This window comes from Streptomyces sp. NPDC015131 (genome assembly GCF_043079975.1).
GTDB lineage: Bacteria > Actinomycetota > Actinomycetes > Streptomycetales > Streptomycetaceae > Streptomyces.
This window is the reverse complement of sequence record NZ_JBIBVB010000001.1, coordinates 203,222-220,921: the sequence shown is the minus strand read 5'-3', so window position 1 is coordinate 220,921 and position 17,700 is coordinate 203,222. Positions and strand designations below refer to the sequence as shown.

The 17,700-nt window shown below is 65.5% G+C and carries 8 protein-coding genes and 1 pseudogene; 4 read left to right on the top strand and 5 right to left on the bottom strand.

All coding sequences use genetic code 11. From position 1 onward, the window contains the following. Positions 1-104: 104 nt before the first annotated feature. Complete coding sequence (locus ACF08D_RS00845) at positions 105-4,586, bottom strand: FG-GAP-like repeat-containing protein (protein ID WP_392220237.1); 4,482 nt, start codon at positions 4,584-4,586, stop codon at positions 105-107. 349 nt (positions 4,587-4,935) lie between these two features. Here ACF08D_RS00845 and ACF08D_RS00840 point away from each other — a divergent pair, with 349 nt between their 5' ends. Next, positions 4,936-11,694, top strand: a complete 6,759-nt coding sequence (locus ACF08D_RS00840) for a polymorphic toxin-type HINT domain-containing protein (protein ID WP_392220235.1) — start codon at positions 4,936-4,938, stop codon at positions 11,692-11,694. 60 nt (positions 11,695-11,754) lie between these two features. Here ACF08D_RS00840 and ACF08D_RS00835 read toward each other — a convergent pair whose 3' ends face one another. The 4 genes and pseudogenes from ACF08D_RS00835 to ACF08D_RS00820 all read right to left on the bottom strand — a co-directional run bounded on the left by ACF08D_RS00835 (position 11,755) and on the right by ACF08D_RS00820 (position 15,522). Then, complete coding sequence (locus ACF08D_RS00835) at positions 11,755-12,441, bottom strand: hypothetical protein (RefSeq protein WP_392220233.1); 687 nt, start codon at positions 12,439-12,441, stop codon at positions 11,755-11,757. A gap of 119 nt (positions 12,442-12,560) precedes the next feature. Further along, positions 12,561-13,868 (bottom strand): annotated as a pseudogene (locus tag ACF08D_RS00830) (tyrosine-type recombinase/integrase). Then, on the bottom strand, positions 13,868-14,092 hold the full coding sequence (locus ACF08D_RS00825; protein WP_301972576.1) for a helix-turn-helix domain-containing protein: 225 nt from the start codon (positions 14,090-14,092) through the stop codon (positions 13,868-13,870). The pseudogene ACF08D_RS00830 and the gene ACF08D_RS00825 overlap by 1 nt, the downstream one beginning before the upstream one ends. Further along, entirely contained in the window at positions 14,092-15,522 is a 1,431-nt protein-coding gene (locus ACF08D_RS00820; RefSeq protein ID WP_392220231.1) for a replication initiator, read from the bottom strand. Before ACF08D_RS00820 ends, ACF08D_RS00825 begins: the two co-directional genes overlap by 1 nt. Positions 15,523-16,058: 536 nt before the next feature. Between ACF08D_RS00820 and ACF08D_RS00815 the strand changes: the two genes are divergently transcribed. The 3 genes from ACF08D_RS00815 to ACF08D_RS00805 all read left to right on the top strand — a co-directional run bounded on the left by ACF08D_RS00815 (position 16,059) and on the right by ACF08D_RS00805 (position 17,649). Then, entirely contained in the window at positions 16,059-16,652 is a 594-nt protein-coding gene (locus ACF08D_RS00815; RefSeq protein WP_392220230.1) for an XRE family transcriptional regulator, read from the top strand. 2 nt (positions 16,653-16,654) lie between these two features. Beyond that, positions 16,655-17,125 carry an NUDIX domain-containing protein gene (locus ACF08D_RS00810; protein WP_392220228.1) on the top strand — a complete coding sequence of 157 codons (471 nt, stop codon included), beginning with the start codon at positions 16,655-16,657 and terminating at the stop codon, positions 17,123-17,125. Positions 17,126-17,256: 131 nt separating this feature from the next. After that, the gene (locus ACF08D_RS00805; protein WP_392220227.1) at positions 17,257-17,649 is read left to right on the top strand and encodes an AHH domain-containing protein; all 393 of its coding nucleotides are present in this window, start codon (positions 17,257-17,259) and stop codon (positions 17,647-17,649) included. Positions 17,650-17,700: the final 51 nt, after the last annotated feature.

Here is a 17,700-nt window from a genome sequence, read left to right as displayed (position 1 = left end):
GGTCCATTCCGACCCTCCGGAGTACGCGACGTCGCCCTGTCCAGCGACGAGGCTGCGGACAGGGCGACGTGATCACGCTTGCGTAAAGCTCGAACTACAGCGAGCTAGTTGTACGGCTTGAAGAATCGAGTCCATTCGTATTTCCACTGGTCCGATGTGTAGATCCAGGAACTCGGCTTTGCGCCGTTGAACTTTCCGTCCGGTTTCGCGGTCCATGTCCACATCTTTACGGCACCATCCGGCTGGTGGTACATGGTTCCGATGTCGTCGTACCCGTCGCTGTTATAGTCGCCGATCACCATCTGACTCTTTTTTACCTGCCAGCTGGGGTCAGCGACGAGCGAGACGTAGGCGGAGCTGAACTTGTTGTCCTCCTGGGACTCGGCAATGATCGTCGACACCTTGTCACTGGTGGTGGCGTTGTCGTACCAGAGAATGGCGTCATCGCGGCCGTCACGGTTGAAGTCGCCGGCGTGCGGGATGGCGAGATCCCAGTCCAGGGCGCTGCTGTACCACCATGAGGTGGGCTTGGCGAAGCCTCCCGAGACAGTAGCCAGGAAGGTGTGGTTGCGGACGGTGTCGTCACCTTGTCCGTAGAAGACGCCGAGGTCGTCGCGTCCGTCTCCGTTGAAGTCACCCGTGACAAATTTGCAGCGGTCCCTGACCCAGGTGCCCTCCGGTGCGGTCCAGGACTCGAAGGGTTTGTTGAATCCGCCCTGAACGTTCGCGGTGTAGGTGAGCAGTTTGGTGGTTCCGTCGGGGTGGGCGTACCAGACGGCGATATCGTCTCGTCCGTCACCGTTGAAGTCTCCGGCCTGGGGCGTCATGTAGCTGGTGTGCATGACACCGGCGGGGACATTCCAGGAGGAGAAGGGGGTGCTGAAGCCTCCGTCTGTCTTGCCGAGTGATGTCCACAGTTTCATGCTGGTGTCGCTGTATGGGCGGAGGGTCGCCATGTCGCCTCGGCCGTCGCCGTTGAAGTCGCCGGTGACGAACTTCATGTACTGGGCTTCCCACACTCCGGCTGCTGCTGCGTAGGACTTCATCGGGAGGTTGAAGGTGCCGTCGGAGTTGGACAGCGTCGTATAGGTGGCGTCCGTACCGGCGTCGAAGTCGTACCACAGGCCCATGTCGCTGCGGCCGTCACCGTTGTAGTCGTGTCGGGTGTGGGTGCCACTGGACCAGACGGCTTGGCCTTTGCCGTTGTGGATGACGAGGTTGCCTCGGTCCTGGAGGAGTGCGTAGCCGGTGCCGGGCAGTCCCGGGTCGACGTTCTCCTGTCCTGCTACCGGGGTTGGGTTGACGTTGGTGCTCCAGAGCTGGGTGCTTTCGTCCGCGGAGTAGACGGCGAGGTTGCCGTTATTGAGCACCCGCGCAGTGGCACCGTTGTTTCCGGCGGTGCCACTCGTCCACAGGATTCCACTCGTGTTCGACGTGATGACGAGATTGCCGTCGGCTTGCATGGTGAGCTTGACGGTTGTGGAGGCAAGGGACTGGCCACCTGTGAGTGTCGTGCCGGCTGGAATGTGGCGGCCGCCGTTGACGCCGTCGATGGTGAAGTAGGCGCCGATGCCGGTGTAGTCGCTTCCGGTTTTACGCCCTGGCCAGCCCACGAGCGTATTGTTGGACTTGCGTCCCCACAGGTCGGGGATGCCGTCGCCGTCCGAAACCCCGTCACCATTACCGTCGCCGTCGAGGTCTCCGGTCACGCCGAGGGTCCGGTAGAGGCTCTTGGGGTGTGTGCCACTGGTTAGCTTGACGCGGTTGGCCGGTGTGCCCCAGGTGGCGAGGTTCAGCGTGCTGTCGACGTCGGGTTTACCGTAGGAGCGGTAGATGTCTCCGGAGGCGTCCTCGCGAAGCAGCAGGTCGGGCAGTTTGTCTCCGTTGAGGTCGCCCGCGACGATGACGGTGAACCGGTCCCAGTCGGTTGCGCCGACGAGGATGGCGTGCGGGCGTGTCACGTCGAGTCTGGCGTTGCGGCTGCCGTAGTAGGCCCACAGGTGCTTGCCCTGCTTGACCAGGAGATCAGCCATGCCGTCGGCGTTGATGTCACCGCCTGTCGTGATCTGCTCGGCGTTGTGCCAGTGGTCGTCTCCGTTCCATGTTTCGGTTGCCTTGCAGCGGCCGGAGGGCCTGGCTACCGGGCAGCTGACCTTCAGCTCCAGCTTGCTGTCCGGGTTGATGCTTCCTTCGCCGTTGTTGCTGTAGAGAACCAGGTCCTTCTTGAGGTCGTTCGGGTTGTATTCGAGGGCGATGAGGTCGTTACGGCCGTCCTGGTGCCAGTCACCGCTGTACGTGACCTGCTGGTCGGGGAAGCTCGCGCCCGCGTTGGTCGCGGAGGAGAAGTCCCGGTTCCCCTGGCCCACGTAGGTAAGGAGAGTCCCGTTGATGTCGGTGCTCCAGATGTCCAGGAACCCGTCACCGGTGAGGTCGCCCGGCTTGTCCCGTGCCTCGGCCCGATTGGCGTAGTACAGGTAGGTGGCTTGGTCGGACCGGTTGCCGGCTTTGTCAACGCTGTACGCGTGCACCAGGTGGGGGCCATAGGAGGGAGGTGTGATGAGCGCGGAGGCGACGCCTGCGGGGGTCATCCGCACTTCGGGGTTAGTGTCGGTCCACCAGTAGTAGGCGACGACGTCCTTGACTCCGTTGTTGGCGAAGAGGAACTTGCCCGCGCTGCGTGCAGTACCGGTCTGCGCCGGCCAGCCATCTTCGCCGTTGGGGAACTTGCCACCCTCGGATGTGATGAGCGGCGGTTGACTGGGACGACTGCGGTCGAGGCTGAACTTGCACGTTGTGCTCCACGCGGACAGCGCACCGTCAGGGTCCTTTGCGCGCACCTTCCACGTGTAGTCGCCGGAAGGGGTCTTCTCCGCGGGCAGAACTAGGGTGGTGACGCGCCCCTTCAGTGCAGGCAGGCTGGTGTCGACAACGGGGACTGTCGGGGTCGATGAGCCCGTCCTGAACAGCTGGAACTGTGCCGTGAGGTTGCCACCGTCCGGGTCGTCGGTCTTCGCGTACAGACTCACCGCGCTGTTGCCGATGTTTCCCCCGGCGGTGCAACTGGTACGAGGGTTAGTGCCCAGACCGGTCGGCGTCTTGGGCGGGTGGTTGTACTTGATTTCGAGCGTGGCGGTCTTCGGGTCGAACTTCTTCCAGCCGAAGGTGTCCTCTTCGTTGGCCGCATAAAGGCCGAGGGTGACACCAGCGTCCTTGTTGGCAGCCGCCTTGCGCACGACGGGAGTGGCATTGAACTCGAGGTTGCCCGCAGCGCAGTCCTTGCTCCAGCCCTTGGCGTCATTTACGGTCGCAAGCGGCTTGACGTTGTCGCCGCCGATCTTGGCCGGTTGGTTCCGCCAGGTCGTCTTGCGAGAGATGTCACCGGTTTCGTACAGCTCGATGGGGCGTGGCTGGCACGACCAGGACCAGGTGTTGCGGATCCGGAAGGTGGCTTCCTTGATCTGAGCCCCTGCTACGTCGCTGGTGTCGAGTTGGAAGAACGAGCGGGAAACGCGGTCGCTGCCGCCGGTCTCGGCTTCGTATCCGACGCGTACGACTTCCTTGACGTCATAGAAGGACGTGTTGGGGTACGCCTTGTAGACACGGGCCCAGTGCTGCCACTCACCCCAGGCCCAGCTCGGGTCGATGTAGACGGGGTAGGTGGTCCCGGCCCCGGTCAGCAACTCCTGGTCTGGCGTGATGGTCAGCGAGTCACCGGTGACGGTGGTTCCCATCTGCGCTTCTTCCGCGCCTGCGCCAGGCTCGAAGGCATCCGCCGGCGCCTCGGCGGCCAAGGTTCGCATCTTAGGGCTCGTCGGCTGGCTGGAGTCCCACATCAAAGGCGTGGGGCTCGTGAATACCGTCTGCCCGGCCGGATCCTGTGCCTCGAGGGCACCCGTGTCCGCGTCCTTGGTGACCGTCAGGCCAACAGTGTTCATCGCGAACTGGAGTTTGGCCAGTTCGGGGTTCTTGGCGGCGTCGGCGGTCTTGACGACCAGTAGTTGAGAGAAGCCCTCGGTCTCCGCCTTCAGTTGCAGGTCGACCCCGGCCAGCACCTCTGGGTACGTGGCCACGTTGCCGTTCAGTGTCGGCTTGGGCAGCGGCTTGGGCCAGGCTAGTGACAGGGAGCGTCCGTCCTTGACTCCGGTCAGCATCGGCCCGCTGCCGCCACCGGAGAACCGCACCGAGACCGAGGACGCTCTGGGCACGACGGAACCATCAGCCGTGAAGACGAGCGTTGGATCCGTGGGAACCCAGGCACCTTGGCGCCAGACGCGTACCGCTGTCCCGTGACGCTTGACCGAGAAAGCACCATCTGGTTGTGCCCAGGTGTCACTTGCCTCCGTCCGCGCGGACACCAACTCCACGGGTTTCCCAGAGGCTGCAGCGTCCTGCAACGCCTTGTCCTCCTCGCTGAGCGAGCCAGCAGCCACCGGATCGTCGGCCGTCTGCGCCGGCATCTGATTCGGTGGACTGGCGTAGGCCGCTTCGGGCGACACCCCCGGAGCGAACAGACTGCCTGCCAGCGCGAACGCCAGCAGGCCGGCCTGCCGCCTCCGGAAGCCCCCTCCCTTGTTGCGTATGGACACGCAGGTCTCCCCTTATTCGATGTGTCCGGATTTCGCGCCAAACTATATCTGCCTCTCTTGAAAAGCATCCTGACTGAGCAATCCAGAGCAGAACACCACTCGTGATGAAACCATGCACATGTAGTAAAGATGGACAGTGTCGATACGGCCAAGCGAATCGTAACTCTGCTGGTTGAACCCACAGTTCGACCCTTCTCCGAACCCTCACAAGAGGGGAGGATGAGGTCGGAATCAGACATCACTAAGAAACAGCCAGTTGCTTGCTCATTGGCCACATCACCTATTTGCAGATGGCCTCTGTGCTGTTATGGTCGGCTCAATTTTGTCAGTGTTCATGAGGGGTGGGGGCGTGAGCCGTTTCGGCGCGCGTAAATGGGTTGGGGTCCTCGCGGCCGCCGTCGTCGCGAGCTTGCTGCCCGCGCAGGCAACAGCTGTTGCCGCAGCAGCCGGGAGGGGGCCGGAGCTTCCGCAACTGAGACAGCCGCCCACGGTGCCAGTCACGAAGGTGTCCGTTGGAGGCACTAAGGCCCGAGGCACCGCAGCCGCTAAGTGGACCTCGCCCAAGGTTGTCTGGCCGACCGCCGGCTCCGAGACGGTTCTCCTGCAGTCGGCCACCGGGGCAGGGCACACTCCCCGACGGGCTGGCGGCCTGCCTGTCTTCCTTGGCGCTGCTCAGTCCAAGGCTCGCATCGGCGCTCAAGCCGTCGGCAAGGTGAAGGTCACCGTCGCCTCCCAGGCCGCAGCGCGCAAAGTCGGCGTGGAAGGGCTGGTGTTGTCGCTCGCCCCCACGGACGCCACCGCCACCGCGAGCAAGGTCGACGTCCGCGTCAACTACGCCTCCTTCAAGGGCGCCTATGGTGGCGACTGGGCAGCCCGCCTGCGCCTGGTCCAGCTTCCAGCCTGCGCGCTGACCACTCCGGACAAGCCCGCATGCCGTACGGGCAAGCCGTTGCCGACGAAGAACGACACGAAGTCCAGCACGGTGTATGCGACCGCGCCGCTTGCTGGCACCGCTGCTTCGGGCGCAAGAGCCGCTTCCACGGGGTCGGGGTCGACGGTCCTGGCGGCGACGGCGGAAGCGTCGGGCCCCACCGGTGACTACAAGGCAACGTCCCTCACGGGCTCGGGCTCGTGGACCGCCGATGACGCCACGGGCGGGTTCAACTGGTCCTATCCGGTGGGCGTTCCCGCCGTCCCTGGTGGTCTCCAGCCCTCCATATCGCTCAACTACAGCTCACAGGCCATTGACGGTCGTACGGCGGTCACCAACAACCAGGCGGACTGGATCGGTGACGGCTGGGGATGGCAGCCGGGCCATATCGAACGCCGCTACAAGGCGTGCAACGACGACAAGGTGGGCGGCACCAATACCACCAGGATGGGTGACCTGTGCTGGTACAACGACAACGCGACGCTGTCACTCGGCGGCAAGAGCACCGAGCTCGTATACGACAGTGCCAAGGGCTGGCACCCGGCTTCGGACTCGGGTGAGAAGGTCGAGAAGCTGACCGGCGCGTCAAACCCTGACAAGGGGACGGCCGGCGTCGATGGTGTCGGTGAGCACTGGAAGGTCACCACGTCCGATGGCACCCAGTACTACTTCGGTCTGAACAAGCTGCCAGGCTGGCGCGACAACGGCACCGCAGCCGACGACCCGGTGACCAACTCCACGTGGACGGCACCCGTCTTCGGTAACCAGTCCGGCGAGCCGTGTTACAACGCTTCCTTCGCGGCCGCCTGGTGCCAGCAAGCCTGGCGCTGGCAGCTCGACTACGTGGTCGATCCGCGCGGTAACGCCATGGCGTACTACTGGAAGACGGAGGCCAACAACTACGGCCGCAATGTCTCCGAGACCACCGGAAGCGCCACCGTCACGTCCTATACCCGCGGCGGGTGGCTCGACCACATCGACTACGGGCTGCGCTCCAACGCCGTGTACACCGACAAGCCCATGGGCAAGGTGCTCTTCGGCGTCAGTGAGCGCTGCCTGTCCTCCTGCACCACCTTCGACGAGGCCAACGCGAAGAACTGGCCTGACGTCCCCTTCGATCTCTACTGCAAGGACGGGTCGACGGAGTGCAAGGACAAGTACTCCCCCAGCTTCTGGTCCCGTAAGCGACTCACCTCCATCACCACCCAGGTGCTCACCGGCGGTGCCTACAAGGACGTCGATTTCTGGGCCCTGAAGCAGAACTTCCCGCCCTCCGGTGACGGCATCTCCACCCCCATGTGGCTGGAGTCCATCACCCGCACCGGCAGGGCGGGCGGCACTGCCGCGCTGCCTGCGGTGACCTTCACAGGCGTGCAGAAGCCGAACCGCGTGGACAAACTCGGCGATGGCCTTGCACCGTTCATCCGCTTGCGGATGGCCCAGATCACCACCGAATCGGGTGGCACCGTAGGCGTCGACTACTACGACCCGGATTGCACGGCTGCATCCCTGCCACCGACCGACGCCACGAACACCACCCGCTGCTATCCGGTCAAGTGGGCCTACGAGGGCGAGACGGCTAAGCAGGACTGGTTCAACTCCTACGCTGTCCAGCGGGTCACCGAAGGGGACAACCTCGCCGAATCCCCCGATATGGTCACCGAGTACACGTACACCGGTGGTGCCGAGTGGGCCAAGAGCACCGACGAGTTCACCAAGCCCGTGGACCGGACATACTCCGTCGCCCGCGGCTACCACACCGTCCAAACACGCAAGGGCGCCGGTCTCGACCGCAAGACGCTGACCGAGACACGCTACTTCCGCGGCATGGACGGCGCCGCGGTGAAGGACTCCGCCGGAGTATCGGTCACGGACCGCGAGCAGTTCGCCGGCACGGTCAGGGAGAAGGCCACCTACAACGGTGACGGCGGTGTGCTCGTATCCGCCACCTCCTACACTCCCTGGCGCTCCGCTGTGACCGCCACCAGGTCCCGCGCCGCAGCTGATCTGCCGGCTCTCGAGGCGTACCAGACAGGCACACAAGCGGAAGAAGCCCGCACCACGATCACCGGCGGCACTCGTACTACCAAGACCACCCGCACCTTCGACGCCTACGGCATGGTCGCCACCCAATCCGACCTCGGTGACATCTCCAAGTCGGGCGACGAACAGTGCATCACCACCAGCTATGCCCGCAGCTCCACCAGCCCCATCCTGAACGCCGTCTCCCGTACCGACACCGTGGCTGCCGCGTGCGGGGCCACCGTGAGCCGACCTGCGGACGTTATTGACGACGTACGGAACTACTACGACGGCGGTGTTTTCGGGGCGGCGCCCACCAGGGGCCTGGTGACCAAGACCGACCGTATCAACGGCGCGGGCAGCGGGTACGACGTCACCACGTCCACTCCTGCCACCTGCGGAGCGGCCAAGGACCAGCTCTGCTTCGACCAGTACGGGCGCGCGCTGGCTGCCACTGACGCGTACGGCAAGACGACGACCACTGCCTACACACCGGCGACCGGGGAAGTACCGACTTCCACCCTGGTCACCAACCCCCTCGGTCACAAGGTCACCACGGTGCTGGACCCGTTCCGCGGGCAGCCCACGAAGGTCACCGACCCCAACGGCAAGGTGACCTCGACCGCGTACGACTCCCTTGGGCGGGTCGCAAAGGTGTGGATCCCGACGCGGCCTCAGGCCACGTACCCCAACGCTCCGAACCACGTCTTCGACTACTTCGTTCGCAATGACGGACCGGTCGTCGTCACGAGCAAATCGCTCGATCACAACAGTCAGTACCAGACCAGCTACGCCTTCTTCGACGGGCTGCTACGCGCCCGCCAGACCCAGGAGACCTCGCCCGACCGCGCAGGTCGACTGATAACTGAGTCGTTCTACAACACCCGTGGGGAAGCCTGGCTGTCGTCGGGGACCTACTTCGCCACGGGAGCCGCCGAGCCGGTACTCGTGACAGGTCAGGAGACCCACTACCCCTCCTCCACCGAAACCGTATTCGACGGCTCGGGACGCCCGACCGCCGTCATCGCCAAGCGGTTCGGTGACGAGACCAAGCGCACCACCACCAGCTACACCGGCGACACGACCACGGTCCTCCCGCCTAAGGGCGGCACCGCCACCACCACGGTCGTCGACGCACTGGGCAGGACCGTCGAGCTCAAGCAGTACACGACAGCTGACCGCACCGCGTCGCAGGCCACCCTCTACGGCTACAACAAGCACGGCCGCCTCGAACTGGTCACCGACGCCTCCGGTGCCAAGTGGACCTACGGCTACGACACCCGTGGCCGTCAGACCTCCATCACCGACCCTGACAAGGGCCCGACGACCACCGTCTACGACAAGGGCGACCGCGCCACCGACGTCAAGGACGCCCGGCTAATCACCCTGCACACCGACTACGACGACCTCGGCCGCCGCACCGCGCTGAAGAAGGGCACTACCACCCTCGCTTCCTGGACGTACGACACCCTCGCCAAGGGCCAGCCCACCGCCGCCACGCGCTACAGCGGCGGCAACGCGTACGTCAGCGAGGTTACCGAGTACAACGACTTGTACCAGCCGGTCGGAAGCAAGGTCACCATCCCTGCGGCTGAAGGACAACTGGCCGGAACGTACGAGTGGTTCAACTTCTACAACGACAACACGGGCCACCTTGAGGAAACTGAACACCCGGCCACCGGTGGCCTGCCGGCCGAATCCGTCGTCACGAACTACAACACTGGTGGTTTGCTGGTCTCCGCCTACGCCGGCCAAGACCCCCTCATCTCCGACGCGAGCTACGACCACTACGGTCGGCCGCAGCGCCTGGAGTACGGCGAGTTCGGCCAGCACTTGTGGACCACCAACGAGTACGACGACCACACTGGCGCGCTGACCCGCTCCTATGCAGACCGCGAGGTCGCACCCCAGCGCATCGAAGACTCCCGCTACTCGTACGACCCGGTCGGCAACATCACCTCGATAGCCACCGCCTACGGCCAGGACACTACCCGCACTACCGACACCCAGTGCTTCGCCATGGACGCCTTGCGCCGTATCACCGAGGCGTGGACCAACACCGGGGAGCAGTGCGCCACCACCCCGTCCGCCACCGTGGTGGGAGGCACCGACGCCTACTGGACCAGCTACACCTACGACGCCGTCGGCAACCGCAAGACCGAAACCCAGCACAAGACCGCGAGCGGCCCCACCGCCGACACAGTCCGCACCTACGCCGCCCCGACCGCCGGCAAGCATCAGCTGCCCTCGGTGACCCAGACCGGCACCACCCCCCACAGCGCCACCTACACCTACGACGCGAGCGGCAATACCGAGACCCGCAAGTCCACCAGCCCTGGTGCCCCGCTCGACCAGACCCTGTCCTGGGACGACGAAGGCCACCTCTCCAAGGTCACCGACGGCACCAAGACGTCCAGCTACCTGTACGACACGGACGGCCAGCGCCTCATCGGCCGCGACTCGACCGGGACCACCACGCTCTACCTGCCCAACGGCAATGAGCTGGAAATGGACAAGGTCGGCCTGGTCACCGGCACCCGCTACTACGGCGCCGGCGGCAAGACCGTCGCCATGCGCACCAACAACAAGCTCACCTACATCCTCACCAACCACCAGAACACCAGCACCACCCAGATCACCAACGACGCAAGCCAGGCCGTAACCCGCCGCAAGACCACCATGTTCGGCGCCCCCCGGGGCACGCAGCCGACCAACTGGACCGGCAAGAAGGGCTTCGTCGGCGGCACCAACGACGCCGACACCAGCCTCACCCACATCGGAGCCCGCGAGTACGACCCCACGATCGGCCGCTTCATCAGCGTCGACCCGATCATGGACCTGACCGACTCGCAGCAACTGCATGGCTACACCTATGCCAACAACAATCCCGTCACATATTCCGACCCAACCGGACTCATTCTTAGCGACTGTTGGGAAGCCAAGACCCCTTGCCATCAGGGCAAGCCAGGCAATAAGCCCGGCAAGGGCAGCGGCAAGTCGTCAAGCCCTGCAAATGACGGTGTGCGGGACGAGAGGGACATAAGTCAAGCTGACTCCGCGTTCACAAACACAAACGGCAAAACGTGGACCTTCGTAGACGAAAGCCCGGAGTTCCGCCGGGTTTACATCGAGCGCTACGAGTACAAGCTAAAGGCCCTCGACTACCGAGATGCACAGCAACGGGAGATGGCGCAACTCAGCGCAGCACTTTCCGCTTGTCAGAATGTTTACAACGACGAACGGTGCTGGTCGTATCTCCAGGCGTACCACGCCCCGATGCACGAAAGGGGTGAACTTCTGGGGTGGGATACAAGAGCGCCTCTTGTTGCGGGCGCGCGGTACGCCAAGGCCGTCAGAGGCCCCCCCTGCAACCAGTGCTTCCTCGCCGGCACTGACGTCCTCATGGCTGACGGAAGCACGAAGAACATAGAGGACGTCAGTCCCGGGGATGCCGTACGCGCCACCAACCCCCTGACGGGTGAAACGGAAGCGCGCAAAGTCACGCAACTGATCGTCACTGACGACGACAAACGCTTCAACGAGCTTACGCTGCAAACCGCCGAGGGCGCCGAACGTCTCACCGCAACGTTTGAGCATCCCTTCTGGTCCCCGTCGGAGGGTCGCTGGATCGAGGCCCAGCACCTCACCGCCGGCATGACCCTCCTGACTGACACCGGCGTCATCGTCAGTGTGCAGGCAAACCGCTCCTTCACCAAGCACGCCCGTACGTACAACCTAACGGTCGATGACCTACACACGTACTATGTGCTGGCGGGGCAGACTCCGGTCCTTGTTCACAACAGCAACTGCGGCCCGTACCTGAAGGATTTGCAGAAGGACTACCCGCGGCGCACTGTGGGAATTCTTGATGTCGGGGGCGATCAGCTGCCGATGATCAGTGGTCCAGGCGGTCAGTCGGGACTCCTCAAGAACCTCCCAGGTCGTACGAAGGCCAACGGGGAGCACGTGGAGACGCACGCAGCAGCTTTCTTGCGTATGAACCCGGGTGTCAGAAAGGCCGTGCTCTACATCGACTACCCGACGGGGGCCTGCGGAACATGCAGAAGTACATTGCCTGACATGCTGCCCGAAGGTGCTCAGCTGTGGGTGATCTCACCGCGTAGGACTGAAAAATTCACGGGACTTCCTGACTGAGTTAGGAAAGGAATCGGCGGCCCATCCAGGTGGATCGGCCGCCGATTCGTGTTTCCCTGTCTACCAGGGCAGTGGTTCATCGGTTGTGTGGTCCTGAGCGCCGGAGTATGAGCGCCACTTGACTCCTGGCATATTCTCCGCCCAGGAGAGATCGCCTGGCGCCCTCGCCGCCAGGGTGACGTCATGACCTTCGTCGGGATCATCGCTCGGGTGGACGAGCGCCAGCCAGCTCTCGCCGAAGAGGATGCGCGAATCGTTGGCTGGCCAGTTCCACGCAGGGAAGGGGAGCTCATGACTTCCCTCCCGAGACCAGAGCCAATCTGCCGGGACTCCTTGCGCTACTTTCGTCGCAGGGGCCCCCAGGATTGCCTCTAGGATCGTGGCATGAATCAAGAAATCTGAGAGCTGCTCGTCAGTCCGTCGCCATGGGTTCGGTTCGTCAGATGGCTCTCGCTCGTACACAGAGCGATCTTCACTGGCCGGGTCGAATGCCCAGACCCAAGTTCCTTGGTTCTCAACCCAGAACGGAATCTTTCCGTCTTCCACCGCAAGTTCCGAAAGGGGGATGGCGTAGTTGTGCGAGGTGATCTCCCCGCCCCACTGGGCAGAGATTTCATGCCACTCGACAAGCTCCCTGGGCGCTTCAGGTGATTCTCCCAGTCTCACATTGGGTGATTGCGGGACGCCGTACCACCTCCGCAGAAATCGCAGCAGGCCCGGGTTGTCCGTGGGAGCGAGAGAGTTCATGTGAGACATTATGCGCTACATGCCGGGTGTCGAGGTGAGTTGACCTGTATCGCTAAAGCAGAACGGAGCCCCGTAGGTGGGGCTCCCGTGGGCCATGACGGCAGTAGTTGACGGCAACGTCAGCGGACGAGGGCAGCGCAGGGCGGCGGTTCGTCGCCGTCGCCGCTTGCCGTCTCGGCGGTCTCCGGGCTGCCGAGTGCGGTGCTGAAGGGTGTTGATGGCGTCGCGCTGGAGGCGGAGTCGGACGCGGGCGTGGACGGTGGCGGTGACGCCGATGTGGGCGTGGCCGAGGAGTTCCTTGATCACGACGAGTTCGACGCCCTGTTCCAAGAGCAGGGTGGCGGTCGAGTGGCGGAGGTCGTGGAAGCGAATGCGGCGGAGGCCGGCCTTGTGGAGGAACGTGATGAAGGCGCGGGTGAGGTTGGACGGGTCGATCGGTCGACCCTGCGCTGTGGTGAACACGTGCCCGTCGTGCTGCCATGTGGTCCCCGCGGCCTCACGCTCGCGCTTCTGCTGTTCGTGGTGGAGCTTCAACGACTGGACGCAGCGGGTGGGGAGGGCGATGCGGCGCTCGGAGGCCCGCGTCTTGGTGGGCAGCGTGGTGAGCCCGCCTGCGGCGGTTCGCTGCAGGGTGCGGCGAATGGCGGCGGCGCCCGCGTCGAGGTCGAGGTCCTCCCAGCGCAGGCCAAGGAGCTCGCCCTTGCGGAGTCCGGTGTGGAGGGCGAGTTCGAACAGCGCGTGCAGCCGGTGGCCCTGGGCGGTGGCGAGCAACTGCCGGGCTTCTCCGGCGGTGAGGGGTTCGAAGCGTCGGGGCCGGGGTGTGCCGATGCGGACGTTGCGGGCGACTTGCGCGGGATCTCCTCCTCTCGTACCGCGTGCTCCAGGGCGGACTTGAGGACGGAGTGGACGTAGGCCAGGGTCAGGGGCGAGAGCCGCTTGGAACAGCAGTTTCCGGCGGCGCAGCAGCGGGGCTTATCTCGGCCGGCGTCGAGGCGGCGAGTGCAGCACTGGCAGGTGGTGCGGAGCTGGTTGAGCCAGGTGCGGACGTCTTTGCCGGTGAGCTTTGCGACCTTCTTCCGTCCGAGGCCGGGGATGAGGTAGAGCCCGGCGACTGCGGTGTAGCGGGTGTACGTGTTCTCTCGCAGGTGGTGGATGGCGACGTTCTCCAGCCAGTACGTCAGGTACGCGGCCACGCTGCCCTGCGCGGACGGTACGGGGTGGCCGCGGTTGCTGGCCGCGATCTTCTCGGTGAGCTTGGCCAGGGCTTCCTTGCGGGTGGTGTCGTAGACGCGGACGCGGCGACGGGTATTGCCCGGCGCGAGGACGTATCCGGCGGCCTCCCAACGGCCGTCCTTTCGCTGGTAGATCGTGCCGTCTCCGTTGGCTCGGGTACGGCGGGAGACGGGGGTGTCGCGGGGCGTGGTCATCAGGCGGCTTCCTGTTCGAGGCGAGCGTGGATGAAGTCGGTGAGGGCGTGGGTGGGGATGCGACGGGAGCGGCCGAGGGTGATCGAGGCGAGCTGGCCGGTGCGGAGAAGGTCGTAGACGGCGGAGCGGCCGAGCTGGAGGCGGGCCATGACCTGGGGAACCGTCAGCAACTCCGGAGCCCGGCCCGCATCCGCGTGGAGGACGGCGGGCGGGGGCGAGGCCATCAGCAGCCCCCTTCGGCCGTGAACTGCCGGTCCAGTTCCCTGCGGTGCCATACAGCGGCGGCGAGGAGGTTCGCGCCGGGGCTGTAGCCCGAGCCGAGGTAGTCCCAGTGGCCGATGACGAGAGTGGTCGTCGGGTCGGGTTCGGGAAGGCCGGCGTGGGCGCGGGCCCGTTCGGTACGCCAGGCCCGGCGGGCGTCGCGCAGCGCGCCGAGCGTGACGGAGTAGGAACGGGACTTGGTGGAGAAGTGACCCCGGAAGCCGAGCATGTGCGCCCACTTCCAGAGCTTGAGATCGGCGAACTCCGGCAGGCGGCCCAGCTCCCAGCAGGTGCGGATCATCTGCCGGACGTGCCGGGCGACGACGAGGCGGGGCAACGGCCGGGCCTGCCCGGTGCCGTCGCACGCGCTGCACGGAAGCGGGGTCCCGTGGGGCAGGAGGGTGGCGCCGCGTCCCTGGCAGGGGCGGCAGAACAGGGCGCGGTCGAGGGTGCCGGAGGCGTCGGCGGACTTGGTGGCGTACTTCGCCACGTAGGCGGCCACGGCCTGATCGCTGAATTCGGTGTCGGTGCCGAAGGCGGCGATCTCGCGCACGTCGAGCTGCTGGCCCCAGCCAAGTTCGCGTTCCCCGACCGCGTCGGAGTCGACGGAGATGCGGGCGCGTGGCGTGGCGGCGTGGATGGCGTCCGTGAGCACGGCGACGGTGGCGTACGGGGGCGGGGACTGGGTGCTGCCGTCGGGGCCGTCGAGTCGGATCACGGCGTGGAAGTGGACCAGGCCGCGCTTCTGGTACTCGGCGACATTGGCGAAGGACACCCGCAGTACGGCGCGGGCGGCCTTCTGGGTGAGGCCGAGCCGGGCGGCGAGCTCGCGGCGCAGGTAGGTGGTGAAGCGGGCCCACAGGGCGGAGGCGTGGGCGTTGAAGAGGACTGCGCCCGTGTAGTCGTACGTCGCCGGATTGAGCGGCGTACCGAGCAGCGGATCCGTTGAGTCGTGGCGGGTGCCGCAGCGGCAGGGCCGTGCGTCGGGGCGGTTGTGGACGGGGCCGAAGGAGGGTGCGGTGAGGGTGGCGAAGACGCGGGGGTGGGTGCGGACGGTGTCGGGGACAGTCTTGCCGCCGGAGAGGCCGGCGCGGATGAGGTGGTAGGTGTCGGCGGCGTAGAGGCGGGAGCAGGCCGGGCAGCGCGAGGAGCGGCGATTGCCGCACGGGGTGAGCAGACTGCCCGTGGGCTCCTCGGCGGAGCTGTAGGAGCGCAGCACCTCCCCGGTCGTCGTGTTGAGGGTGGTGGTGTGGCCGTTCAGGCGGACGGGTTCGGTGCAGCCGCCGAGGCGTTCGATCTGCAGCCGTGTCCGGTCGAAGTCGGGTTGGTTGACTAGCTGAAGCAGGTCCCGTACGGCGGGGCTTGCCACGTGGCGCAGGTCCAGGGTGACCATTCGGGGCGTCTCCCTTCAGTTCGGGTGGGCGGCCCCGAGCAGCAACCAGCCAGGTGCGGAGGTGTTTTGGTGCTGCTTGGGGCATGACGAACCAGGCCCATGGACGGGCGTGGGGCTGAGCGAGGGGGTGCCGCTGGTGAGGGCCGGGCTCAGAGCTGAGCGAGGGCGGCGGTGGCCACCGGCAGGGTGACGCCCATGCGAGTCCCCAACTGGGCTGCTGTGATCGGCGCTTCGTGCTCGGTGCGGTGGGTATCCGCGATGCGCCGGGCCGCGTCCAGCAGGGCAGTCGGCAGGGCCGGGCCAGAGGCGGGTCGAGCCGTCTTCGCGACGGTGACGGGCAGAGCCGCGGCCGGAGCCGGGGCGGGCTGCGATTCCTCGGCCGGGGCGGTAACGACGTCCGGGATGAGAGTCGGGGGTGCCGATTCGGGGGCGGGTGCCTCGTCGGGCACCGGCTTGGGGACAGTGGTGGGTACGGCCTCCAGCTGCGGGACGGGGTGGGTGGGGGCGTGGAACTGGGCGAGGAAGGCGGGGCCGACATGGCCCCAGCCGAGGAGCAGGAGCGGGGCGACGGTGTCCAGGCAAGTCCGGCCGTAGCGTCCGGTCAGCAGCGGTTCGGGCTCTACGAGCAGCGGGCCGATATCCCCGTCTCGGCGTTCACCGACCTGATGGCCCAGGCCCGGGAACGGATCGACATCCTCGTCTACGCGGCCGTCCTCCTCCACGAGGCGTACCCCCGGCTGAACGAACTCCTCACCGAACGCGCCGCCCAAGGCTGCACCGTCCGCATCGCGATCGGAGACGCCGACAGCGACACCGTCCAAGCCCGCGGGGGCCAGGAGGAACGGTTCGGCCACGGCATCGAATCCCGCTGCCGCCTCGCCCTCATGCACTACAGGCCACTCGCCGGCACCCCCGGCATCGAAGTCCGCACCCACGCCACCACGCTCTATAACTCCCTCTACCGCGCCGACGACCAGCAACTCGTCAACGCACACGTCTGGGGCGTCAACGCCTACGCCGCCCCCGTATGGCATCTTCGCCGACACGAGACAGGCTGCATGTTCGACACCTACGCCGAGAGCTTCGACGCTGCGTGGACGACGGCAACGCCCGCACGAGAGGAAGGCTGACTGTGGCCCGCACCGAGTACTACGACGACCCGAACGCGCCCAAGCCGAACAGCATGGTCGTCGCCGCCTCCGCCGTCGTCACCGACGACCACGGGCGCATCCTCCTCCAGCGCCGCCGAGACAACGACTTGTGGGCGCTGCCCGGCGGCGGTATGGAACTCACCGACTCTCTGCCCGGCACGGCCGTCCGCGAGGTCAAGGAAGAGACCGGCCTCGACGTTGAGATCACCGGTCTGGTCGGCACCTACACCGACCCGAAACACGTCATCGCCTACACCGACGGCGAGGTCCGCCGCCAGTTCCACGTCTGCTTCACCGCCCGCATCACCGGCGGCCAACTGGAGATCTCCGACGAGTCCACCGAACTCCGGGTCGTACCGCCCGAAGAGATCGCGCAGTTGCCGATGCACCACACCCAACGACTCAGGCTCCAGCACTTCCTGGAACACCGCGAGAAGCCGTACCTGGGCTGAACCGCCTGACGGCAGTAGCGACGGCAACACCCACGGATTCCCCCGCACAGCCACGGACACCAGCGGAACCCGAAACCGTCGCTGATCTGCCAATACGCAGATAGAGAGGGGCCGCGTAGCACACATACTATGTGCTGGCGGGGGCGACTCCGATTTTGGTGCACAACGCTGACCCGGGTTGTGCCACCAAGCTTCGGAATGCCCGCAACGCTGCTGGCGTCTCGGAACCAGCAACGCCTCACTCGCCGCACCACATCGTGGCAGGAAATTCACCGAAGGCAGCTCCCGCAAGGGCACAGCTGGACAGATTTGGAATCGGTGTAAACGACGCCGAGAACGGTGTCGGGCTTCCGCGAAGCAGCTCGTCTCCTAACCCGCACGGGTTGTCAGTGCACTCGAAGATTCATACGAATGAATACTACGCCTGCGTGAACAATTTGATGAGTGGAGCCAGAAATAGGCGTGAAGCGCTTGACGTCATGGACCACGTCAGACGACAGTTGCAAGGTGGTCACTGGCCGTAGGTCGAAAGCGCCCGCCTGCCGAGGAGGGTAGGTGGGCGGGCACTGTTCAAG